Below are 20,613 nucleotides of genomic sequence, written 5' to 3' on the forward strand. Positions count from 1 at the left end.
CGGCGGCGGCGGCGGCGGCGCGACGCCGTTGTTCGGCGTCCTCACCCCGACGGGCGACGGCCCCGTAGCGTAAGGATCGGCGCCCGCGTCCACCGCGCTGTCCGGCAGAATGATGCGTTGTCCCGCAGAGATCGCGCCCCGCGGCCCCAGGCCGTTCAGGTCGATCAAAATCTGCACCGGCGTACGGAAACGACGCCCCACGCCCGAAATGGTGTCGCCCGGTTGAATCACATAGGTCGCGCCCGGCATCGCCGGATTGCCCGCAGCGGGCGGCGGCGTCACCGTGCTCGGCGTTCCGGTCGAGGGATAGGCAGGACCGCCCGCAGGGGGCAGGCCGCCGCCTTCGATATTGCCAGCCGGCGCGCGCGGTCCTTCCTGAATCGGCGGTTGAGCAGGCTGCTGCGGCTGCGTCGCCGGCCCTTGGTAATAGGGATTGTTCGGATAGGCGCCGGGCTGCTGGCCCTGGGGTTGCCCCGGCTGTTGCGGATAACCGCCCGCCCCCATCGGCCGGGTCGAGTAGCGCGGCTCGTTCGGATAGGTCGAACACGCCGTCACCGCCAGCGCCCCGCCGACGACCGCCGCCGCCCTGATCCAGCCTGTAAAGCCGCTCATGCGTCTCTCCGTATTAACCTTGTTCAGCATTCAGAAGCCGGTTTGCCCCGACCCGTGGCCGAATCCAACCCGGCAACCCGCGCGAAAGTGGGGCGGAAAGGTTAATGGAGCGGTGAGATTTCGCCCCTCACCCTTCTTTCGCCGTCCCTTCGACCAGGGGAACGAAGCGGACCTCGCACAGGCTTTCCCGCTGGAAACTGCCGTCGGGCTGGCCGGTGTAGCGGTTCAGCATCTGCACCGAGGTGCGTCCCACCGGCGCGACCAAGACGCCGCCCGGCTTCAGTTGCTTCAGCAGTTCGGTCGGCTCATGCGGCGAGGCCGCCGTGACCATGATCCGGTCGAACGGCGCCTGCTCCGGCCAACCCTGTCCGCCGTCGCCGTGGCGAGTGAAGACATTATCGATCCCAAGGATTTTCAATCGGTTCTCAGCCTCATTTAAGAGGCTCTTGTAACGCTCGACCGAATAGACGAAGCGCGCCATGCGGCTAAGAACCGCGCACTGATAGCCGCTGCCGGTGCCGATCTCGAGCACGCGATGGCGCGGCTGGACGTCCAGCGCCTGGGTCATCAGGCCGACGATGAAGGGCTGGCTGATCGTCTGGGCGCAGTCGATCGGCAGGGCCTGATCCTCCCACGCCTGATCGAGGAATTTCTCATGGACGAAGACGGCGCGGTCGATGGACTCCATCGCCTTCAGAACCCGCGCGTCCGTCACCCCCTGACGCCGCAGCGACAGGATCAATCGGCCCGCGCGGTCGTCCTTGAGACTCATTTTTCCTGCGGCCCCTTGGGCGGGGCGCCGCCCAGCACCTTCTTCAGATCGTTGACCGACTGCATGTGCGTCAGGTCGATGTGCAGCGGCGTGACCGAGATGCGGCCCTCGTCCATCGCGCGCAGGTCGGTGCCGTCAGCGTGCTCCTGCGGCGCGCCGCGGAAGGCCATCCAGTAGTAGTCGCGGCCGCGCAGGTCCGTGCGGCGGATGGCGTGCATTTCGCCGATGTCGCGGAAGCCCTGACGCGTCACCTCGACCGTCTTGACCAGTTCCGGCGGCAGACGCGGGAAGTTGACGTTCATGACCACGCCCTCCCCCCATTTCTGCTCCAGCAGGCGTGCGACGATGCCGGGACCGAAGGCTTCGGCCGTTTCCCAGTGGGCGATCGCTTCGTCGTGGAACCGCTCCAGCGACTGCGACAGGGCGATGGAGCGGATGCCGAAGGCCATGCCCTGAAGGGCGCCCGCCACCGTGCCGGAATAGCTGACGTCCTCGCCCACGTTGTGGCCGCGATTGACGCCCGACAGCACCAAATCGGGCTTCTCGGGCATGATGTCGTTGACGGCCAGGATGACGCAGTCGGTCGGGGTGCCGGTCACGGCGAACCGCTTGTCGCCCAGTTGATTGACGCGCAGCGGCTCGGTCAGGGTGATGCCCCGCCCCTTGGCCGACTGCTCGGTCTGCGGCGCGACGACCCAGACGTCGTCCGACAGGGCGCGGGCGATCTTTTCCAGACAGGCCAGGCCCTCGGCCTCGATGCCGTCGTCGTTGGTGAGGAGGATACGCATCAGGCTTCCTTCTCCCCTTGTGGGAGAAGGTGGCTGGCGAAGCCAGACGGATGAGGGGTCGAACCCCGGCCGGTAATCATGTCGTCTGAACTCGCCACTAGCATCTTCTGTCTGAGCAACCCCTCATCCGAGCCGCTGCGCGGCCCACCTTCTCCCACAAGGGGAGAAGGATCAGCCCACCTGTTTCAACCCGCCCATATAGGGCTGCAGGGCGGCCGGAACCGCGATGGTCCCGTCCTCCTGCTGATAGTTTTCCATCACCGCGACCAGGGTGCGGCCGACCGCCAGACCCGAGCCGTTCAGGGTGTGCAGGAACTCCGTCTTCTTCTCGCCCGCGCGCTTGAACCGGGCGTCCATGCGCCGGGCCTGGAAGTCGCCGCAGTTCGAGCAGGAGCTGATCTCGCGATAGGTGTTCTGCGAAGGCAGCCAGACCTCGAGGTCATAGGTCTTCTGCGCCGAGAAACCCATGTCGCCCTTGCACAGCAGCACCTTGCGATAGGGCAGCTCCAGCGCCTGAAGCACCGCCTCGGCGCAGCCCGTCATGCGTTCGTGCTCGGCCTCGGAATCCTCCGGGCGGCAGATGGAGACCATCTCGACCTTGGAGAACTGATGCTGGCGGATCAGGCCGCGCGTATCGCGCCCCGCCGAACCGGCCTCGGCTCGGAAGCACGGCGTCAGGGCGGCCATACGCAGGGGCTGGGCGACCTCGTCCTCGGACAGGATCTGCTCACGCACCAGGTTGGTCAGGGAGACTTCAGCGGTAGGGATGAGCAGGTGCTCGCCAGCGCGGAACAGATCTTCCTCGAACTTCGGCAACTGGCCGGTGCCGAACATGGCGTCGTCCTTGACCATGTAGGGCGGCGCGACTTCCTGATACCCGTGCTTGCCGGTCTGCAGGTCCAGCATGAACTGGCCGATGGCGCGTTCCAGACGCGCCAGCTGACCCTTCAGCACGGCGAAGCGCGAGCCGGACATCTTGGCGGCGGCCTCGAAGTCCAGCAGGCCCAGGGCCTCGCCCAGGTCAGCGTGATCCTTGACCGGGCCGGTCGTCCGCGGTTCGCCCCACTTCAGGACTTCGACGTTGCCGTTTTCATCCTCGCCGTCCGGCACGTCGGCGGCGGCCAGATTCTTCAGCCCGGCCAGCAGGTCGCGCAGTTCGGCGCCCTTGGCGGTTTCGGCCTCGCCCGCCTCGGCGATTTCGCCCTTGAGGGCCTCGACCTCGGCCTTCAGGCGGTCGGCCTCAGCCATGTCCTTCTTGCCCATGGCGGCGCCGATGGCCTTGGAAGCGGCGTTGCGCTTGGCCAGGGCGTCCTGACCGCGCGTCTGGGCGGCGCGCAGGTCGACGTCCAGCGCTCGAATGCGCGCGACCACATCGTCGGCGTCATCCACGCCGCGCGACGACCAGCCTGCGACGAAGGCTTCGGGATTGTCGCGAATGGCTCGGATATCGTGCATGGCGTCGCTCTTTCGGCGCTCAAGGAAGGGAGAGCCGAAGGCTGTAGCGCCCCGCGCGGAGTCGGGCAAACCCCGCGCCCGATTTCTTAACCCTGACGCGTCGCCTTGACCTTGATCTCGACGCCGATGGCCTTGGACACCCAGTCGCCGCCCGCGTCGGACATCATGCCCATGTTCAGCGCCGCGCGGTCCAGCTCCAGCTTGCCCTCGACCGTCGCCGTCCCGTTCGCCTCGTCGAAGGTGAAGGGCAGGACGACCGGGACCGTCGTCGCCTTGATCCGCAGGGTTCCCGTCGCCTCATAACGGTTCCCGCCCAGCGCCTTGAACGCCGTCGCTTCGAAGCGAGCGGTCGGATAGGTCGCCGTGTCGAACCATTCGGCGCCCGGCAGGCTGCCTTCCTGGGTGGCGTCGCCGGTCTTGGCCGTGCCGGTCTGGACCGTCACCACGGCTTTCGAGCCCGCCAGATCGGCCGGATCGAACCAGACTTGCGCGTCCCACTGCTCGAACCGGCCGGTGAAGGCCTTGCCGGTGTGGGTTCCGGTGAACTGGATGGTCGAGGCGGCCTTGTCCACTGTCCAGGCGGCGGCCGCGCCCGGCGTCACGGCCGCGTCAGCCGCAGGGGCGGCGGCAGGAGCCGAGGCGACCGCCTGCCCTTCCGTCTTGGGCGCAGGCTTGGCGGCAAGGCCGAAGGCGGCGCCGATCACGACCACGAAGGCCACGCCCGCCAGCCGCTCGGCCCAGCGCACGGCCGGCGTCGGTTCGGGCGCTACGCCATGGGCGTCATCGCCATGCGACAGGACCGGGATCATGTGCGACAGCACGCCGTCGCGATCCAGGAACTGGTGTTTCAGCGCCGCGGCGACGTGCAGGACGACCAGGACGATCATGCCCCAGGCCAGCTTGCTGTGCGCGCCCATGGCCATCCACGCCGTCGTGCGGCGAACGCCTTCGGAAGCGTGTTCGATGAAGGGCAGATGCGGAATGGTGAACAGGCCGAACCAGCTGGTCGCCACGGCCAGCGGCGTGTCCGTGACCACGGCCCATCCGGTCGAGACATAGGCCCACCCTGTCAGCGGCAGGGCCAGCATCAGGGCGTAGAAGGCGGCGTGCGTCGCCCGCGCGGCGAACTGCTCCCACCCCTTCATGGCGCCGGGCAGAGCCGGAACCGGGTGCGTCAGCCGCCACACGATCCGCAGCACCGTCAGCGCCAGGATCAGGAAGCCGATCGACTTGTGAATCTGGAAGACGCGATAGGCCAGCGCCTGGCTGTCCGGCTCGACAATGGCGTCGCTCATCCACCACCCCATCGGGATCATCGACAGGATGGCTATGGCGATCAGCCAGTGCAGGGCGATGGCGACGGCGCTGTAGCGGCTGGGGCGGCGGGTCATGAGAGCTCTCGCGTCAGTCTGAATATGAAGAGGGCGGGACCGAACGGCCCCGCCCCTTCGTCGTGTCGCAGCCTATCAGACGGCGGGAGCCGCCGGGGCGACTTCTTTGATGAACTCGGCGTCGAAGCGGATCGTCACTTCATCCCCGACCGGGCCCAGCGCCATGCCGAAGTCGGTGCGCTTGAACTTGCCCTCAGCCGAGAAGCCGATGGCCGGCGCCGGCACGAACGGGTGCTTCTCCAGGTCGCCGTTGAAGGTGGCGTCCAGGGTCACCGGCTTGGTCACGCCCAGGAAGGTCAGATCGCCCGTCACCTTGGCCGTGCGCGTGCCGGTCAGCTCGACCTTGGTCGACTTGAAGGTGATCTGCGGGAAGGCGGTCGCGTTCAGGAAGTTCTTGTTCTTGGCGATGTCCTCGCTCCAGCTCTTGAAGCCGGTGGCGGCGTGGGTGCCGACGTAGTCGCCCTGATAGTTGGCGTCGACCGAAGCCGGGTCGATGGTCGCCTCGACCGTGCTGTTGGCCAGGTTGGCGGGGTCCAGCGTGATCTTGGCGTCGAACTTGTTGAAGCGCGCCGTGTAGTTCGAGATCGAGTTGTGCGGCAGCGACCACTGCAGCGAGGCGTGGGTCGGGTCCATCACATAGACGCCCGAAGTGGCCTTCAGCGCGACCGGAGCGGTCGAGGCGGCGTCGGTCGTCGGGGCGCCGGCGGTGTCAGCGGGCTGGCTGCAGGCGGCCAGCAGGGCGGCGGCCGAAACGGCGATCAGGGCGGCTTTGATCTTCATGGGAGAGGAAACCTCAATCAGGCGGTTGAAACGAAAACTGGACAGACAGTCCGGAAACAGGTCGAGTGTCCGTCCGGCCTCGCCGTCGGACTGCAACAGTATAAGTTGCCATTCACGTGCTTCAAGCCCCCCGATCACGAAAACCGCCTTCGACCTCACGAAAAAAGGATTGAGGTGCGTCTGCGGGCGACGGCGCCTATCCTCGCGACTCACATGACCATCCGTCGCCTCCCCCCCGAAACCGTCAACCGCATCGCCGCCGGCGAAGTGGTCGAACGCCCGGCCAGCGCCATCAAGGAACTGGTCGAGAACGCCATCGACGCCGACGCCCGCAGCATCGAGATTCAGGCGGACGGCGGCGGCCTGACCCGCATCCTGATCGCCGACGACGGCAAGGGCATCCCGCGTGACGAGTTGCCCGTGGCCATCGAACGCCACGCCACGTCGAAGCTGGAGCCGGACGATGCGGGCGACGTGGACCTGCTGCGCATCTTCACCCTGGGCTTCCGAGGCGAGGCCCTGCCTTCCATCGGCTCGGTCGCTCGCCTGAACATCACCACCCGTGCGCGCGCCGAAACCGGCCAGCCTCAGAACGACGCCTGGGCCATCTCCGTCGAGGGCGGCGCCCAAAGGCCCCTGTCGCCCGCCGCCTTCCCCGGCCCGCACGGCGCGCGGGTCGAAGTGCGCGACCTGTTCTACGCCACCCCTGCCCGGCTGAAGTTCATGAAGTCCGAGCGGGCCGAGGCCATGGCCATCTCCGAAGAGATCAAGCGTCAGGCCATGGCGCACGAGGCCGTGGCCTTCACCCTGACGCTGGACGGCAAGACGACGCTGCGCCTGCCTGCCGAACATCCCGGCGACGAGGGGCGGCTGAAACGTCTCGGCGCCCTGCTGGGCCGCGACTTCGAGGCCAACGCCCTGCTGATCGATCAGGAGCGCGACGGCGTGCGCCTGTCCGGCTATGCGGGCCTGCCGACCTATTCGCGCGGCAATGCGGCGCACCAGTTCCTGTTCGTCAACGGCCGCCCGGTGCGCGACCGCCTGCTGCAGGGCGCTCTGCGCGGGGCCTACGCCGACTTCCTGGCGCGCGACCGGCACCCGGCGGCGGCCCTCTTCATCGACATCGACCCGCTGTATGTCGACGTGAACGTCCACCCGGCCAAGGCCGAGGTGCGCTTCCGCGACCCGGCGCTGGTGCGCGGCCTGATCGTCGGCGCCCTGCGTCACGCCCTGCACGCGGCGGGACACCGCGCCTCGACCACGGTCGCTGCAGACGCCCTGTCAGGGTTCCGGCCGCATACGGGCGATGCCCTCTACAACCCGGTCGCGCCGCAGACGTTCAGCAACGCCGCGCCGGGCTGGAGCGGCTGGCAGGGCTGGTCGCAACCGGCCGCCGCCGCCCAGAACCTGCCGGGTCTCAACGAACGCTCCGCCCGCGTCGAACACACATGGAGCGGGGAAGCAGCCGTCCCAAGTTTCCGCACCCTGAGCGAGATTCAGGCCGAACACGCGGGCCAGATCGCGCCCGGCGCTTCGGCTCCAGTCGATCTGATCGACTACCCGCTGGGCGCCGCGCGGGCGCAGTTGCACGCCAACTACATCGTGGCCCAGACCCGCGACGGCCTGGTCATCGTCGACCAGCACGCCGCCCACGAACGCCTGGTCTATGAGCGGATGAAGGCCCAGATGGCCGACGGCGCCGTCACCCGTCAGGCCCTGCTGACGCCCGAAGTCGTCGAACTGGATCCCGCCGAGGCCGAGCGCGTCGCCGCCAAGGCCGAGGAACTGGCCGAGATGGGCTTGATCGTCGAAGCGTTCGGCGCGGGCGCGGTGCTGGTGCGCGAAACCCCAGCTCTGCTGGGCGATACCGACGTTCAGGGCCTGATCCGCGACATCGCTGACGACCTGTCCGAACACGGCGCCGCCCTATCGCTGAAGGAGCGCATGGCCGAGGTCTGCGGCACCATGGCCTGCCACGGCTCGGTGCGTTCGGGCCGCGTCCTGTCGGCGCCCGAGATGAACGCCCTGCTGCGCCAGATGGAGGCCACGCCCCACTCCGGCCAATGCAACCACGGCCGCCCGACCTATGTGGAGTTGAAGCTGCACGATCTGGAAAAGCTGTTCGGGCGGCGATGATCTTTTCGTCACCCTACCGCTTCGCGACTTGAGGGGATGGCTCCTTCCGTCCTCTTCGTCTGCCTGGGCAACATCTGTCGTTCGCCGCTGGCCGAGGCGGCCTTTCGCGAAGAAGCGCGTCGCATACATCTGGACGCCATCACTGATTCCGCAGGCACGGGCGGCTGGCACGTCGACTCTCCGCCCGACCCGCGCGCCCAGGCGGTCGCGTTGAAAAACGGCGTCGACATCTCGGCCTTGCGCGGGCGTCAGGTGAAACCCGCCGACTTCCGCCGCTTCACCCATTTGGTGGCGATGGATCACGACAATCTGGCGAACCTGCGCCGTCTCGCCCCGCCCGACGCCACGGCCCAACTGTCCCTGCTGCTGGATCACGTCGAGGGCCGCGCCGGTCAGGCCGTGGCCGATCCCTATTTCGGCGAAGACGACGGTTTCGACGTCACCTGGGCTGATGTCACGGCCGGCGCCCGCGCCCTGGCCGCCGAGCTTCAGCGCCGCAGAGGTTGAAGCGCCTAGCCGCCGACCACGCCTCGCGCTATAAGCCGCGCCTTCCCCCAATGGGATGGAACCATGTTTGAGATTGTAGCCACGGCATAGGCCCGGACGCTGATCGTCCCGAGGCCTCCTGAGCCCGCCCGCGCCCCGTTGCGCCGGGCGCGTGTCTTCTCATGCCTTGGAAATCCCAATCCCATGAACCTGTCACGTGCGGAGCAACGCACGCTCCACGCCCTCGCCCAGGGCGGTCGCATCCTGCTGGAACGCGACGAACAGGGCCGTATCCTGGCCGCCCGCTGCTTCACCCGCGAAGGCTGGGTGCTGGACGGCTGTAACCTGGATCAATGGCGCAGCCTGAAGCGCAAGGGCGTCATCAAGTCCCGAAACGGCGGCCCCTACGTCGTCAACCGCGACGGCCTCAGCCGCCTGCGCAGCCGGGCTGACAACCGGACCTCAGGTCGAAGTTTCTGACGCCCTGAGGAACAGGACGCGCGCGGCGCCGTAGTCGCGCGCGTCCAACCGCTCATAGCCGGGGGTGTCGATCTCGGGCTCGTCCGAGCCGCGCTCGAAGACCACGATAGCGCCCGACGCCAACCAGCCGCCCTCCAGCAGCCGCGCCAGCGTCTGCTCTCCTAAGCCTTTGGCGTAGGGCGGATCCAGAAACGCCAGGGTGAAGGCCTCGCCCGCCGAACCGGGGCGCGGCCCCAGATCGGTCGCGCTGCGCCGATGCACCCGACAACGGCCGAACAGGCCATAGGCGTCCATGTTCTCGCGGATGGCGCCGCGCGCGCCGTCGTCCGTGTCCACGAACAGGCAGAAAGCCGCTCCGCGCGACAGCGCCTCAAACCCCAGCGCGCCCGAACCGGCGTAGAGGTCGATCACCCGCGCCTCATGCAGGCCTTCGGCCCACGGCGCATGCTCCAGCACGTTGAAGATCGCCTGACGCGCTCGATCCGACGTCGGCCGCGTGTTCTGTCCCTCGGGCGTGACGATGGCCCGACCGCGATATTGTCCAGCGACGATTCTCATGGCCCCGCCTCTGGACCGGCCACGCGCGCAATGCAACGTTCGGCCCATGTCTCGCGTTGAATTCCCCGGCTTTATTCAGTTTGCATTTCGCGTCGCCATCGAACAGGCGCGCAACAGTCCCCTGATCGCCGAGGTTCAACCCGCTGCGCCCTGGAAGCGCCTGATCGCCTTCATCGCACTGTCCGCACTTCTCATGGCCACGGCCATGGTGGCCGCCATCCTGCTGACTCTTCCTTTTGAGTCGGCGGGCCTGCTCCCCACTGACCTTTTCGCCGTCGCACCTGAAGGCCCAGGCCGTCTGTGGGACGAAAACGTCTCGGTTCTAGCGCTAGGCTTGATGCTGGGATTCATGGGCGGAGCCATCCTGCTCGCCGCGAAGATTGTTTATCGAGCACCGGTCGCCGCCTTCCTCTGGCCCGGCCGCCGTCTCTCCTGGCGACAACTGGGAATTGGTTTCGCCGTCATGAGCGTCGTCGGCGGCGTCAGCGTCCTAGTCTACAATCTGATCGATCCGATCGGCCCTCCGCCGATCTTCAATCTCGCCTATTCGATCGAAAGCCGCCTGACCTACATCCTTGCGGCGAGCGTCGGCCTGTTGATCGCGGCCGCGGCTGAAGAAGTCGCCTTTCGAGGCGTTCTTCTCAGGGTCACTGGAGGGCTCACCCGCAGCCTGATCCTGTTGTGCCTGATCAATGCGTTGATCTTCTCCGTCGTCCACCTGGATCCCGATCCAGTGGCGTTCATCGCCCGCGCTCTGTCGGGCCTGGTCTGGACCTGGGCCGCGCTGAGACTAGGCGGCATTGAATTCGCCATCGGCGCCCACTGGGCCAACAACCTCGCCATAGCCCTGCTGGGCGAACCGCTGTCGGGCGCCGGGCTGTCCGCCGAAGCGATCCCTGTGTCCGCCTTGGCGCTGGAGTTCGTCAGCCTCGTCGTCGTCCTTGCGGCCGCAGAACGCCTAGCCCGCAACCGCCAGGCTCAGCCCCCGGCGTAGAGAGCCTCGACCTCGGCGCCGGTCATACGGGCGCGGTCGCCGGCGAAGGCGTAGTTGGCGGGCTTGGCGTCGATATAGATCTCGCTGTCGAAGGCGAAGGCCGAAGGGTCGTCGAACGCCTGGACCGAGACCATGACCATGCCGCCCGCCTTCAACCGCCAGAACAGGTTGGAGCCGCAGGCCGGGCAGAACTGCCGCTCGGCCCAATCCGACGAATCATACGTCGCCAGCGGTCCCTCGACTTCAACGGTGTCGCCGCAGTCGACGCTGAGCGACACCCCGCCCGAGGTCCGGCGGCAACGTTCGCAATGGCAGGCGTGCATTTCGCCCTTAGGCGTAGCGGTAAAGCGCACCGCCCCGCACAGACAGCGGCCGTTCAACAGGGTTTCTACGTCCGCCATGCCTTGCGTCTCTGCTCAATAGTCAGCCGCGTCCGCGCGGGCCGCCACGACCGCCTGCACCGCCCGAAGGCTTGCCGCCGAAAGGTTTGCCTCCGAACGGCTTGCCGCCGCCGCGAGGACCGCCTGGTCGGTCGCCCGAACGAGAGTCCGAACGCGCATCAAGACGCCCACCGGCTCCACCGGGACGACCGAACGGCTTGCCGCCGGGCTTTCCGCCGGGACGGCCGCCCTTGGGCGGACCGCGACGGTCGTCGATGAACTGGTCGGCGCGCGGTTCGCGCGGCGTGAACGGACGGCGCGGACGATCACCGCCTTCCGTCCCTTCGTCATCACCCGGACGGGCGCGCGGCTTGAAGGTCTTCTTGTGCTCGAACTTCGGTTTGGCCTTGGCCCAGCCTTCCTTGCGAGCCGGCTTGCCGAACTCGGCGCCGTCTTCAGCCGCCGTCTCGGCGGCGCGCACGCGGCTGGGCTTGCGCGACGGATCCGACATGGCCGAGCCGGATTTGCCGCGCACGATCGGCGTGCCGGTGCGACGCCCTGGAATCGGCGTCGGCGTCGCCACCGTATTGCCGGTCGGCAGGTTCTCGGGACGGATATGCTCGGCCAGCATTTCGCGGATCACGCGCGGGCCGACTTCCTCGACCGATCCGACCGGCAGGGTGCCGAGTTGGAACGGACCATAGGCCAGGCGGATCAGGCGGTTGACCGTCAGGCCGATGCTCTCCAGCACCTTGCGGACTTCGCGGTTCTTGCCCTCGGTGATCGAGACGCTGAGCCACAGGTTGGCCGACGACTTTTCACCCTCAGTCTTTTCCTTGGCCTTGTCGATGGTGGCTTCCACGGGGCCGTAGCGCACGCCGTCGACGACCACGCCGTCCTTCAGCTTGTCCAACTGCTCCTGGGTGATGCGGCCGCGCGCACGGGCGCGATACTGGCGCACCAGGGCCGTTTCCGGCAGTTCCAGCGCCCGGCTGAGTTCGCCGTCGTTGGTCAGCAGCAGCAGGCCTTCGGTTGCCAGATCGAGGCGGCCGACCGAAATCACGCGCGGAAGGCCGCTAGGCAGGGCGTCGAACACGGTAGGGCGGCCAGCCGGATCGTTGTGGCTGGTGATCAGGCCTGCGGGCTTATGATAGCGCCAAACGCGCGTCGCCTGGGCCGCGCCGATCGGCTTGCCGTCGACGGTGATCTTGTCGTCGCGCGTCACCAGTACGGCGGGCGTGGCCAGGATGCGGCCGTTCACCGCCACCTTGCCCAGACCGATCAGCCGTTCGACCTCACGACGCGAGGCGATGCCCGCGCGGGCCATAGCCTTGGCGATTCGTTCGGTGCGCTCCGGGCCCTTGGCCTCGGACGCAGACTTGTCGCCCGGCTTGCCCCCGACGCGGTCGCGAGGCTTGCCGCCCGGCTTTGCGTCCTTGTCGAAGGACTTTCGCGGGCCTTTATCGGCGAAATTGCGGGGACCGCGCGCGCCGTCGTCTTGACGGGAGCGGGGCTTCTTGTCGTTGTCTTTGGGATGGCGATCCATGATGAGCGGTTCATGAGCATGGCGCTCGATCTGGCGCAAGCGGCGGCTGAAGCCGGCGAGGTGCCGGTCGGGGCCGTGATCGTGGACGAAAACACCGGCGAAGTGCTTGGGCGCGGGCAAAACGGGCCCATCACGGCCCATGATCCGAGTGCTCATGCCGAGATCGTCGCCCTGCGCGATGCCGCGGCGAAGTTGCAGAATTATCGCCTTACGGACCTGACTCTCTACGTCACCCTTGAGCCGTGCGCCATGTGCGCGGGCGCCATCAGCCACGCCCGCATCGGCCGCGTGGTCTGGGGGGCGGACGATCCCAAGGGGGGCGCCGTGCTGCACGGCGGGCGTTTCTTCGACCAGCCGACCTGTCACTGGCGGCCCCGGACCGAGAGCGGCGTCATGGCTGATCCGGCCGCTGAAATGCTGCGCAGCTTCTTCCGCTCACGCCGGAAATCACGATCAGGAACGCTGAGCGACGCCGGGCGTTGAGTTTCCAAGCTTGACCTTGAGAGGCTCCTCTTGCCGACCCGTATCCTCTGGCCGACCATCGTCTCCGTCCTGGTGCTGTTGTCCGCCTGCGGCCAGGAACCGCGCGAGGCCCCGACTGACGGCGACGCCGTGCGCGAACGCGCCGTCGAAGCCCAGACCACGCGCCGCCGCACCGGCGCTGAGCTTCAGGACCGCGCCCTGAACCGCCTCATCCACGCCGTCTATCTGTGCAACAACTCCGAACGCCTGTCGGTCGACTTCGACAACCCGCGCCAGATGGCGACCGTGCGCAATTCCAGCGGCGAGGCGGTGGATCTGTTCCAGGAACGCGCCGCTGACGGCATCTGGTATCGCGCCTCGGGCTATGAGCTGCGCGGCAAGGGCGTCATGGCCACATGGACCGCCGCCGACCGCGAGCCCACCGAATGCCGGGCCGTCGACTAGGCGAAGGCCGCCAAGCGTTCGTCCAGCCGTCGCCGCACCTCGGGCCAGTCCTCGTCCAGGATGGCGAACTGCGCCGTATCCCGCGCCCGGCCGGTCCAGGTCGTCTTGTGCTTGCGCAGCACGCCTTCAAAGGCCGCGCCCAGCTTGCGGATGGCCGCCTGACTAGTGGCGTTCAGGGCGTCGGTGATGATCTCGACCCGGATCGCCCCGTTCGAAAAGGCGTAGTCCAGCAACAGACGCTTGCACGCCGGGTTGACCGGCCCGCCCCGCGCCTCGGGTCGATAGAAGGTCGAACCGATCTCGCAGCGTCGATGCTCGGGCTTGATCTCATAGAGGCTGGTCGTGCCGACGACCGCACCATCGGCACGACGCCGCACGGCATAGGCGATGCGAGACCCCGCCGCCATCGCCTTCAGCGCCGCATCCCACCAGCCGTCGAAATGCGCGCCATAGGCGGCGGCGACCATGCCATTCCAGGCGTCCGGGTCGCAGTCCAGCGCCGCCCGAACCTCATCCTTCAGCGCCTCGGTGAACGGCTCCAGCCGAACGAAGGCGTCTTCAAGGACGACGGGCGACAGCTTCACGCCGCGCCTTCCTCAATCAGGAAGGCGCGCACCGCCTCGGCGTCCACGTCCTTGTCGGTGAAGGCGTCGCCCACGGCCCGCGCGAGGATCAGGGTCAGGCGTCCGCCCTCGGCCTTCTTGTCCCCCGCCATGCGCGCGATCAGGGCGTCGGCCGCGAAGGCGTGGGCCACATCCGAAAGTCGCGTCGGCAGGCCCGCCGCGCGGATGCCCGCCTCGGCGCGCTCAGCCTCCGCCGCCGGGCACAGCCCCTGCCGCGCCGAATAACGGAAGGCCATGGCGCAGCCCAACGCCACCGCCTCGCCGTGGGTCAGGGCCTCGTCAAAAGCCAGTTCAGCCTCCAGGGCGTGACCGAAGGTGTGGCCCAGGTTCAGCAGGGCGCGACGGCCCGCCTCCTTCTCATCCTCGCCGACGATCTGGGCCTTGATTTCGACCGAGCGGATCACCGCCCGCTCCAGCGCATCGAGATCGCCCTGCGCCCCAGCAGCCCCCTCGCCGCCCAGCCAGTCGAAGAAGGCCGCGTCGCAGATCAGCCCGTGCTTCAGCACCTCGGCCCAGCCCGAGCGCATCTGGCGCACCGGCAGGGTAGCCAGGGCCTCGATGTCCGCCAGCACCCGACGCGGCTGATGGAAGGCGCCGATCAGGTTCTTGCCGCGCGGGGTGTCGATGGCCGTCTTGCCGCCGACCGAGGAATCCACCTGAGCCAGCAGAGTGGTTGGAACCTGCACGAAGTCGATCCCGCGCATGAACAACGCCGCCGCCAGACCGGCCAGGTCGCCCACCACGCCGCCGCCCAGGGCGACGACCAGGCTCTTGCGATCCAGTCCTTCGGCCAGCAATCGATCCAGCACCGCCTCAAGCTGTTCAAACGACTTGGACGCCTCGCCTGCGGGCACCGTGACGATTCCGGTCGCTAGGCCCGCGCCTTCCAGCGAGGCGCGCACCGTCTCGCCGTGGATAGCCGCGACTGTCTCGTCGCTGACGATGAAGGCTCGCGTGGGCTTCAATGCGGCGACCTCGGCTCCCGCCGTCTTCAGCAGACCGCGCCCGACGACGACCTCATAGGGGGCGAAGGCGCCGCCTGCGACCGGGATCGTCGTGGTCATGACTGGGTCTCCTGCCGTCCGAACCGGCGCAACTGTTTCAGGATGGCCTCGACGGCCTGGGCGTGCGATCCGCCGCCTACATCGACCGTCAGATCGGCCTCGCCGTAGATGGGATAGCGCGCCTTGGCCAAATCGTTCAGGGCTGTCAGAGGATCGCGATTGCGCAACAGCGGCCGGGTGTCGCGTCGCCCTACCCGCTCGGCGATGACCTTCAGGTCCGCACGCATCCAGACGCTGACGGCATGCTGCTTCATCAGGGCGCGGGTGTCGGGGTTGAGCACCGCCCCGCCCCCGGTCGCCAGCACGATCGGCGGCCCTTCCAGCAAGCGCTTCATAACCCGCGCTTCGCCCGCCCGGAACTCGACCTCGCCGCGCGTGGCGAAGATTTCGCTGACGGTCATGCCCGCCGCTTCCTCGATCACATGATCGCCGTCGGCGAACGGCAGGCCCAGCCGCGCCGCCAGGCGCCGCCCCACGGTCGATTTCCCGACGCCCATCAGCCCCACCAGGGCTATGGTGCGGACCGAAGACAGCGGGAAGGAATCAGGCGAGGCGTCAGAAGGCATGGTCCGTACACCCTCTACACCAGACGCCGCCCCGCTTCACACCCAGAAGCGATGACCAGACGCGCCGCATGACCCCGCAGATCGAAGCCTTTCTGGAGATGATGGCGGTGGAGCGCGACGCCTCGCCCCACACCCTGGCCGCCTATGGCCGCGATCTGGCGGATGCGCAGACATGGCTGAACGACGTCGGCGGTCTGATGGGCGCGCCGCAGGAGGCGCTGGAGGCCTGGTTCGCCGACCTGTCACGGCGCGGCCTGTCCGCCGCCACAGCCGCCCGCCGCCGCGCCTCCGTGCGCCAGTTCTATCGCTTCGCCCTGGGCGAGGGCTGGCGAGCCGATGATCCTTCGCGCCGGCTGGACGCGCCCAAGCAGGGCCGGAGCCTGCCCAAGACCCTCAGCCGCGACGAGATCGAGGCCCTGCTGACCGCCGCCGGCGCCGCCGACAGCACGGCGGGTCTGCGCCTGATCGTCCTGGTCGAGATGGCCTACGCCTCTGGCCTGCGCGTGTCCGAGCTGCTGGCGCTGAAGGTCGAGGCCGTTCGCCGCGACCCCGCCTATCTGATCGTGCGCGGCAAGGGCGGCAAGGAGCGGCTGGCCCCGCTGAACATGCCCGCGCGCGAGGCGATCAAGGCCTGGCTGAACGCCCGCGACGCCGCCCGAAAGCCGAATACGCCCGACAGCGCCTGGCTGTTCCCCTCGCACGGCAAGAGCGGCCATCTGACGCCGCGCCGCTTCGCCCAACTTCTGGATCAGGCGGCCGTCATGGCGGGAATCGACCCGGCCCGCGTCAGCCCCCATGTCCTGCGCCACGCCTTCGCCACCCACCTGCTTGAAGGCGGAGCCGACCTGCGCGTGGTGCAGACCCTGCTGGGCCATGCCGACATCTCGACCACCCAGATCTACACCCACGTCGCTGTCGACCGCCTTTCCCAGGTAGTCCACGCCAACCACCCCTTGGCGAAGGACGACTGAACCCGCGCTTGCTCCGAGGCGTTCCGCGCTCTAGGTTCCGCCGCCTTCCGTAGCGCCAAGCGCGCTTCTTCCTCACGGACGCCTTATGGCCACGCACTATCTCGAATTCGAAAAGCCGATCGCCGAACTGGACGCCAAGATCGCCGAGCTGTCGCTTCTGGCGCCGACCAGCGGGTCGTTCGAGACCGAGATCGCCGCCCTGCGCAAGAAGGCCGACGCCATGCGCACCAAGGCCTACGCCAACCTCGATCCGTGGATGCGCACCCAGGTCGCGCGCCACCCCCAGCGTCCGCACTTCGTCGATTACGTCGACGGCCTGTTCACCGACTTCGTTGAGCTGCACGGCGACCGTCAGTTCGGCGACGACCAGGCCATCCTGGGCGGCCTGGCCCGATTCCGCGGCCAGCCGGTCGTGATCATGGGTCACGAAAAGGGTCACGACACCCAGACCCGCATCACCCACAACTTCGGCATGGCCCGCCCCGAGGGCTATCGCAAGGCCGTCCGCCTGATGGACATGGCCGAGCAGTTCGGCCTGCCGGTCCTGACCTTCGTCGACACCGCCGGCGCCTATCCGGGTCTGGGCGCTGAAGAGCGCGGACAGGCCGAGGCCATCGCCCGCTCGACCGAGCGCGGCCTGACCCTAGGCGTGCCCTCCATCGCCACGGTGACGGGCGAAGGCGGCTCGGGCGGCGCCATCGCCATCGCCGCCGCCAGCCGCGTGCTGATGCTGGAGCACTCGATCTATTCGGTCATCTCGCCGGAAGGCGCGGCGGGCATCCTTTGGCGCGACGGCGCGCGGGCCAAGGACGCGGCCAACGCCATGAAGATCACTGCGCCCGACCTGATTGAGCTGAAGATCGTCGATCGCGTGATCCCCGAGCCCCTGGGCGGCGCCCACGCCGACCGTGAAAAAGCGATCCGCAATGTCGGCCAGGTTCTGGAAGAAGAGCTGAAGGCCATGTCCGGCCTGTCCGCTGAGCAGCTCAAGAAACAGCGCGCCGACCGCTTCTACGCCATCGGCCGTCTGGGTTGATCAAGGGCTGATCGCGATTGCGCGGCGTCGCAACGCCGCCGAAGCTGACATCATGCGATTCGTTCTGTTTTCCTCCGCTCGCATCGGCAGGCTCCCATGCGCGGCATGAACGGGGTCGGTGAATCCCTGCGCGAAAGCGCGGTGTTCAACTTCGACGGCGCGGTGACGATGGTCATCGACGATTCTCCCTTTTCATTGGAGCTGACCGCCCAGGCCCTGCTCGGTTTCGGCATGAAGGTGCGTCACGCCTGCGAGAGCGCGGCCGATGCCATCTCCATCCTGCAGACTCATCCAGTCGATCTGATCCTGGTCGACTGCGAAATGCCGGGCATGAGCGGATACGAATTCGTGCGCTGGCTGCGCCGTTCCGGTCTGGAGCCGAACGCCTATACGCCTGTCATCATGACCGCCGCCCACGTGCGCCGCTCCAAGGTGTCGGATGCGCGCGATTGCGGCGCCAACTTCCTGATCACCAAGCCGTTCAGCGCGGGCGTCCTGCTGGAGCGCATCGTCTGGGTGTCGCGGGATAACCGCCCCTTCCTGGAGGTCGGCGACTATTTCGGCCCCGACCGCCGCTTCCGCAGCGAGCCCTGGCCCGGCCCCGAGCGTCGCGCCGAAGAGCGCCGCAAGACAGCCTTTGAAAAAGAACGCAGGGCGGCGGTGGAGCTATGACAGTCATCACGCACAATCGCCGTCGCAGCCGCCTGTCGACGTTGGTCGACCAGCCCGGCGGCGTCAGCGTCGGCGTCGCCCTGAACCAGGCCCGCGCCAATCTGGCCGGGCTGGAGGCCCGCAGCCGAGAGATCATTCAGGAACAGGTCACGGCCCTGGCGGCCCTGCCCGCTCCCGTCGGCATCGACGAAACCGCCCTGGATCAAGCCTACAGCCACGCCAGCGCCGTGATCGACGCGGCCGGGCCGTTTGAACTCAACGACCTGTGCGCAGCCGCGGCCAATCTGTGCGACCTGATCGACGCCGCGCCCGAGGGCCGAGCCTTTGACTGGCGCGTCGTCACGGTCCACGCTCAAGCCCTGCGCCTGCTGCTGACGCTGCCTTCCGAAGCCTCCGACGCCCGCGCCAAGGTGCTGGACAGCCTCAAGGACGTGCTCAAGGCCAAGGTTCCCGGCGCCGGAGAGCCCGAAGCCTAACCGGCCTGGGCCTTCGCGCCGCGCGTCTGCTTGCGCCACAGCGCCGCATACTCTCCGCCCTGACGCGCCACCAGCTCATGATGGGCGCCGCGTTCGACGATGCGGCCCGCCTTCAGCACCAGAATCTGATCGGCGTCGGCCACGGTCGACAGGCGGTGCGCCACGACCAGGGTCGTGCGGCCGGTTCGGGCGCGACGCAACGTCTTCTGAATAGCGGCCTCGGTCCGGCTGTCCAGCGCGCTGGTCGCCTCGTCTAAGATCAAGATGCAGGGATCGGCCAGCAGGGCGCGGGCGATGCCGACCCGCTGACGTTCGCCGCCCGACAGCTTCAGGCCCCGCTCGCCGACGCGCGTGTCCATGCCTTCGGGCAGATTGCGGATGAAGTCGGCCAGTTCCGCCGCTTCCGCCGCCGCCCAGATCGCCGCCTCGTCCGCGTCGGGCCGGGCGAAGGCGATGTTGGCGGCGATGGTGTCGTTGAACAGGGCCACGTCCTGCGGCACCAGGGCCACGGCCGCCCGCAACGACGCCTGGGTCACGCTACGCGCGTCCCGGCCGTCGATGAGCACCACGCCCTCCTGCGGATCGAGCAGTCGCAGGGCCAGCTTGACGATGGTGGACTTGCCCGCCCCCGACGGCCCGACCAGGGCGGTCGTGGTGCCCGCGGGCGTGACGAAGCTGACGTCGTCCAGCCCCGCCGCCCGCGCGTCATGCCGGAAACCGACATGGTCGAACACGATTTCGGCCCCCCGCCCGCTTTCAGGACGCGGCAGATCGATGGCGTCAGGCGCGTCCGCCACCTGCGGCGCCTGCCGCGTCACCTTAAGCATTTCCTCCATGTCGATGAAGGATTGGCGGATTTCTCGATACGCAAAGCCCAGAATGTTCAGCGGCGCATAGAGGGAGATCATGATCAGCACCGCCGCCGTCACATCCCCCGGCCCCATGCGCCCGGCCGCGGCCTCGAACCCGGCCATGACCGCCATGACGCCAAGGCCGACGTTCATGATCAGACCCTGGATCAGGTTCAGGGTCGCCAGCGAAGTGTTCGCCTTCAGCGACGCCTTCGCATAGGTCGCGAGGGACGCATCATAGGCCTGCGCCGCCCGGCCCTCGGCGCCGAACGACTTGACGGTTTCGTAGTTCAGCAGGGCGTCGACCGACAGGCCCGCCGCCTCGCTGTCGGCCGCGTTCATGGCGCGCCGGTGCTCCAGCCGCCAGTTGGCCATGGAGAAGGTCGCGACCGCATAGACCAGCACCACGGCCACCGCCACGGCGCCGAATCGCCAGTCGTATTTGCCGCCCAGAACCGCCGCCGCCAGCACCAGCTCCAGCACCGTCGGGCCCAGGTCGAACATCAGGATCCGCAGCAGGAAGTCGACCGCGCGCGAGCCCCGGTCCATCACCCGCGACAGAGCGCCGGACCGCTTGGTCTGGTGGAAGTCCAGCGACAGGCTGAGGGCGTGGGCGAAGGTCTCGGCCGCCGTCTTGCGCTGCGCCGCCGCACGCACCGGCGCGAACACCACGTCTGACAACTGCGGCGTCGCCGCCGACAAAAAACGCACCAGGGCCCAGCCCACGGCGAAGGCGGCGAAGCCCAGCCCCACTGACGCCGCCGGCCCCTGATCCGCCGCAAGATGATTGACCGCCGCGCCCAGAACCAACGGCGCCAGCACGCCCAACCCCTTGCCCGCCAGGGTCAGCAGGATCGCCCCCGTCACGCGCCACGGCAGTTGCGGCGCGCCCGAACGGGCCACCACGCCGATCAAATTCTTCAGCGCCTCCAGCGTAGGCGGCGCCTCCTGTTGCGCAGAATCCGTCCCGGCGTTCACGGCCTTGCTTGCGAGGTCGCCGCGCCGTCCTGAGCGTTCACCGCGCATCGTCACGTCCCGCCGCCATCATG

The 20,613-nt window shown here is 68.2% G+C and carries 23 protein-coding genes; 10 read left to right on the top strand and 13 right to left on the bottom strand.

All coding sequences use genetic code 11. The annotated features are described in order from the left end of the window. The 6 genes from BDIM_RS08960 to BDIM_RS08985 all read right to left on the bottom strand — a co-directional run. On the bottom strand, positions 1–612 hold a 612-nt coding region (locus BDIM_RS08960), incomplete at its 3' end, for a LysM peptidoglycan-binding domain-containing protein (RefSeq protein WP_040345593.1). Positions 613–739: 127 nt separating this feature from the next. Continuing rightward, on the bottom strand, positions 740–1,384 hold the full coding sequence (locus BDIM_RS08965) for a protein-L-isoaspartate(D-aspartate) O-methyltransferase (RefSeq protein ID WP_003165261.1): 645 nt from the start codon (positions 1,382–1,384) through the stop codon (positions 740–742). Beyond that, positions 1,381–2,172: a 5'/3'-nucleotidase SurE gene (gene surE, locus BDIM_RS08970; protein ID WP_003165262.1), complete on the bottom strand. Its 792-nt coding sequence runs from the start codon at positions 2,170–2,172 to the stop codon at positions 1,381–1,383. Before surE ends, BDIM_RS08965 begins: the two co-directional genes overlap by 4 nt. Positions 2,173–2,343: 171 nt before the next feature. Next, positions 2,344–3,627 (bottom strand): serine--tRNA ligase, encoded by a 1,284-nt coding sequence (serS, locus tag BDIM_RS08975; RefSeq protein WP_003165263.1) that lies wholly within the window; start codon positions 3,625–3,627, stop codon positions 2,344–2,346. 86 nt (positions 3,628–3,713) lie between these two features. Then, positions 3,714–5,018 (bottom strand): YceI family protein, encoded by a 1,305-nt coding sequence (locus BDIM_RS08980; RefSeq protein ID WP_003165264.1) that lies wholly within the window; start codon positions 5,016–5,018, stop codon positions 3,714–3,716. A gap of 75 nt (positions 5,019–5,093) precedes the next feature. Next, positions 5,094–5,798, bottom strand: a complete 705-nt coding sequence (locus BDIM_RS08985; RefSeq protein WP_040346783.1) for a YceI family protein — start codon at positions 5,796–5,798, stop codon at positions 5,094–5,096. Positions 5,799–6,011: 213 nt separating this feature from the next. Here BDIM_RS08985 and mutL point away from each other — a divergent pair, with 213 nt between their 5' ends. The 3 genes from mutL to BDIM_RS09000 all read left to right on the top strand — a co-directional run bounded on the left by mutL (position 6,012) and on the right by BDIM_RS09000 (position 8,900). After that, positions 6,012–7,934, top strand: coding sequence for a DNA mismatch repair endonuclease MutL (mutL, locus tag BDIM_RS08990; protein WP_003165266.1), 1,923 nt, complete (start codon positions 6,012–6,014; stop codon positions 7,932–7,934). Positions 7,935–7,970: 36 nt separating this feature from the next. Continuing rightward, positions 7,971–8,441 (top strand): low molecular weight protein-tyrosine-phosphatase, encoded by a 471-nt coding sequence (locus BDIM_RS08995; RefSeq protein ID WP_003165267.1) that lies wholly within the window; start codon positions 7,971–7,973, stop codon positions 8,439–8,441. A 183-nt stretch (positions 8,442–8,624) separates the two neighbouring features. Next, positions 8,625–8,900: a YjhX family toxin gene (locus tag BDIM_RS09000; protein WP_003165268.1), complete on the top strand. Its 276-nt coding sequence runs from the start codon at positions 8,625–8,627 to the stop codon at positions 8,898–8,900. On the opposite strand, the gene rsmD is transcribed toward BDIM_RS09000, so the two are convergent. After that, positions 8,883–9,458, bottom strand: a complete 576-nt coding sequence (gene rsmD / locus BDIM_RS09005; RefSeq protein WP_003165269.1) for a 16S rRNA (guanine(966)-N(2))-methyltransferase RsmD — start codon at positions 9,456–9,458, stop codon at positions 8,883–8,885. The two genes, BDIM_RS09000 and rsmD, sit on opposite strands and share 18 nt — an antisense overlap. 46 nt (positions 9,459–9,504) lie before the next feature. On the opposite strand from rsmD, the gene BDIM_RS16885 reads away from it, so the two are divergent. Further along, positions 9,505–10,452 carry a CPBP family intramembrane glutamic endopeptidase gene (locus BDIM_RS16885; RefSeq protein ID WP_003165270.1) on the top strand — a complete coding sequence of 316 codons (948 nt, stop codon included), beginning with the start codon at positions 9,505–9,507 and terminating at the stop codon, positions 10,450–10,452. Here BDIM_RS16885 and BDIM_RS09015 read toward each other — a convergent pair. Then, on the bottom strand, positions 10,437–10,853 hold the full coding sequence (locus BDIM_RS09015; protein WP_040345598.1) for a GFA family protein: 417 nt from the start codon (positions 10,851–10,853) through the stop codon (positions 10,437–10,439). The genes BDIM_RS16885 and BDIM_RS09015 overlap by 16 nt on opposite strands. Before the next feature lie 22 nt (positions 10,854–10,875). Then, positions 10,876–12,378: a pseudouridine synthase gene (locus tag BDIM_RS09020; protein WP_040345602.1), complete on the bottom strand. Its 1,503-nt coding sequence runs from the start codon at positions 12,376–12,378 to the stop codon at positions 10,876–10,878. A gap of 12 nt (positions 12,379–12,390) precedes the next feature. Between BDIM_RS09020 and tadA the strand changes: the two genes are divergently transcribed. Together tadA and BDIM_RS09030 are read left to right on the top strand one after the other, a co-directional pair. Beyond that, a complete protein-coding gene (tadA, locus tag BDIM_RS09025; RefSeq protein WP_050796683.1) occupies positions 12,391–12,861 on the top strand; it encodes a tRNA adenosine(34) deaminase TadA in 471 nt (156 codons plus the stop codon). Between the two features lie 30 nt (positions 12,862–12,891). Next, positions 12,892–13,305 carry an MliC family protein gene (locus BDIM_RS09030; protein WP_003165274.1) on the top strand — a complete coding sequence of 138 codons (414 nt, stop codon included), beginning with the start codon at positions 12,892–12,894 and terminating at the stop codon, positions 13,303–13,305. Here the strand turns inward: BDIM_RS09030 and BDIM_RS09035 are convergent. The 3 genes from BDIM_RS09035 to BDIM_RS09045 are packed head-to-tail and all read right to left on the bottom strand — an operon-like array spanning position 13,302 to position 15,558. Beyond that, positions 13,302–13,889, bottom strand: coding sequence for a GNAT family N-acetyltransferase (locus BDIM_RS09035; protein WP_003165275.1), 588 nt, complete (start codon positions 13,887–13,889; stop codon positions 13,302–13,304). The genes BDIM_RS09030 and BDIM_RS09035 overlap by 4 nt on opposite strands. After that, entirely contained in the window at positions 13,886–14,992 is a 1,107-nt protein-coding gene (gene aroB, locus BDIM_RS09040; RefSeq protein WP_003165276.1) for a 3-dehydroquinate synthase, read from the bottom strand. The genes BDIM_RS09035 and aroB overlap by 4 nt, the downstream gene beginning before the upstream one ends. Then, the gene (locus tag BDIM_RS09045) at positions 14,989–15,558 is read right to left on the bottom strand and encodes a shikimate kinase (RefSeq protein WP_003165277.1); all 570 of its coding nucleotides are present in this window, start codon (positions 15,556–15,558) and stop codon (positions 14,989–14,991) included. Before BDIM_RS09045 ends, aroB begins: the two co-directional genes overlap by 4 nt. Positions 15,559–15,626: 68 nt before the next feature. Here BDIM_RS09045 and BDIM_RS09050 point away from each other — a divergent pair, with 68 nt between their 5' ends. The 4 genes from BDIM_RS09050 (at position 15,627) to BDIM_RS09065 (ending at position 18,713) form a co-directional block, all read left to right on the top strand. After that, complete coding sequence (locus tag BDIM_RS09050) at positions 15,627–16,529, top strand: site-specific tyrosine recombinase XerD (RefSeq protein WP_003165278.1); 903 nt, start codon at positions 15,627–15,629, stop codon at positions 16,527–16,529. Positions 16,530–16,614: 85 nt separating this feature from the next. Next, a complete protein-coding gene (locus BDIM_RS09055; RefSeq protein WP_003165279.1) occupies positions 16,615–17,565 on the top strand; it encodes an acetyl-CoA carboxylase carboxyltransferase subunit alpha in 951 nt (316 codons plus the stop codon). 96 nt (positions 17,566–17,661) lie between these two features. After that, entirely contained in the window at positions 17,662–18,237 is a 576-nt protein-coding gene (locus BDIM_RS09060) for a response regulator (RefSeq protein ID WP_003165280.1), read from the top strand. Next, complete coding sequence (locus tag BDIM_RS09065; RefSeq protein WP_003165281.1) at positions 18,234–18,713, top strand: general secretion pathway protein GspK; 480 nt, start codon at positions 18,234–18,236, stop codon at positions 18,711–18,713. The genes BDIM_RS09060 and BDIM_RS09065 overlap by 4 nt, the downstream gene beginning before the upstream one ends. On the opposite strand, the gene BDIM_RS09070 is transcribed toward BDIM_RS09065, so the two are convergent. After that, positions 18,710–20,590 carry an ABCB family ABC transporter ATP-binding protein/permease gene (locus tag BDIM_RS09070; RefSeq protein ID WP_003165282.1) on the bottom strand — a complete coding sequence of 627 codons (1,881 nt, stop codon included), beginning with the start codon at positions 20,588–20,590 and terminating at the stop codon, positions 18,710–18,712. The genes BDIM_RS09065 and BDIM_RS09070 overlap by 4 nt on opposite strands. Between the last annotated feature and the right edge of the window lie 23 nt (positions 20,591–20,613).

It is taken from the genome of Brevundimonas diminuta ATCC 11568 (assembly GCF_000204035.1).
GTDB lineage: Bacteria > Pseudomonadota > Alphaproteobacteria > Caulobacterales > Caulobacteraceae > Brevundimonas > Brevundimonas diminuta.

What these genes read in the sequence shown, in the direction of transcription:
- BDIM_RS08995 (WP_003165267.1), top strand. Translation starts at nt 7,971, where the DNA reads ATGGCTCCTTCCGTCCTCTTCGTCTGCCTGGGCAACATCTGTCGTTCG.
- BDIM_RS09000 (WP_003165268.1), top strand. Translation starts at nt 8,625, where the DNA reads ATGAACCTGTCACGTGCGGAGCAACGCACGCTCCACGCCCTCGCCCAG.
- BDIM_RS09070 (WP_003165282.1), bottom strand. Translation starts at nt 20,590, where the DNA reads ATGCGCGGTGAACGCTCAGGACGGCGCGGCGACCTCGCAAGCAAGGCC.
- BDIM_RS09045 (WP_003165277.1), bottom strand. Translation starts at nt 15,558, where the DNA reads ATGCCTTCTGACGCCTCGCCTGATTCCTTCCCGCTGTCTTCGGTCCGC.
- tadA (WP_050796683.1), top strand. Translation starts at nt 12,391, where the DNA reads ATGAGCATGGCGCTCGATCTGGCGCAAGCGGCGGCTGAAGCCGGCGAG.
- serS (WP_003165263.1), bottom strand. Translation starts at nt 3,627, where the DNA reads ATGCACGATATCCGAGCCATTCGCGACAATCCCGAAGCCTTCGTCGCA.
- BDIM_RS09065 (WP_003165281.1), top strand. Translation starts at nt 18,234, where the DNA reads ATGACAGTCATCACGCACAATCGCCGTCGCAGCCGCCTGTCGACGTTG.
- BDIM_RS09050 (WP_003165278.1), top strand. Translation starts at nt 15,627, where the DNA reads ATGACCCCGCAGATCGAAGCCTTTCTGGAGATGATGGCGGTGGAGCGC.
- BDIM_RS09055 (WP_003165279.1), top strand. Translation starts at nt 16,615, where the DNA reads ATGGCCACGCACTATCTCGAATTCGAAAAGCCGATCGCCGAACTGGAC.
- BDIM_RS09020 (WP_040345602.1), bottom strand. Translation starts at nt 12,378, where the DNA reads ATGGATCGCCATCCCAAAGACAACGACAAGAAGCCCCGCTCCCGTCAA.
- BDIM_RS09015 (WP_040345598.1), bottom strand. Translation starts at nt 10,853, where the DNA reads ATGGCGGACGTAGAAACCCTGTTGAACGGCCGCTGTCTGTGCGGGGCG.
- BDIM_RS08980 (WP_003165264.1), bottom strand. Translation starts at nt 5,018, where the DNA reads ATGACCCGCCGCCCCAGCCGCTACAGCGCCGTCGCCATCGCCCTGCAC.
- BDIM_RS16885 (WP_003165270.1), top strand. Translation starts at nt 9,505, where the DNA reads ATGTCTCGCGTTGAATTCCCCGGCTTTATTCAGTTTGCATTTCGCGTC.
- BDIM_RS08965 (WP_003165261.1), bottom strand. Translation starts at nt 1,384, where the DNA reads ATGAGTCTCAAGGACGACCGCGCGGGCCGATTGATCCTGTCGCTGCGG.
- BDIM_RS08985 (WP_040346783.1), bottom strand. Translation starts at nt 5,798, where the DNA reads ATGAAGATCAAAGCCGCCCTGATCGCCGTTTCGGCCGCCGCCCTGCTG.
- BDIM_RS09060 (WP_003165280.1), top strand. Translation starts at nt 17,662, where the DNA reads ATGCGCGGCATGAACGGGGTCGGTGAATCCCTGCGCGAAAGCGCGGTG.
- rsmD (WP_003165269.1), bottom strand. Translation starts at nt 9,458, where the DNA reads ATGAGAATCGTCGCTGGACAATATCGCGGTCGGGCCATCGTCACGCCC.
- aroB (WP_003165276.1), bottom strand. Translation starts at nt 14,992, where the DNA reads ATGACCACGACGATCCCGGTCGCAGGCGGCGCCTTCGCCCCCTATGAG.
- mutL (WP_003165266.1), top strand. Translation starts at nt 6,012, where the DNA reads ATGACCATCCGTCGCCTCCCCCCCGAAACCGTCAACCGCATCGCCGCC.
- surE (WP_003165262.1), bottom strand. Translation starts at nt 2,172, where the DNA reads ATGCGTATCCTCCTCACCAACGACGACGGCATCGAGGCCGAGGGCCTG.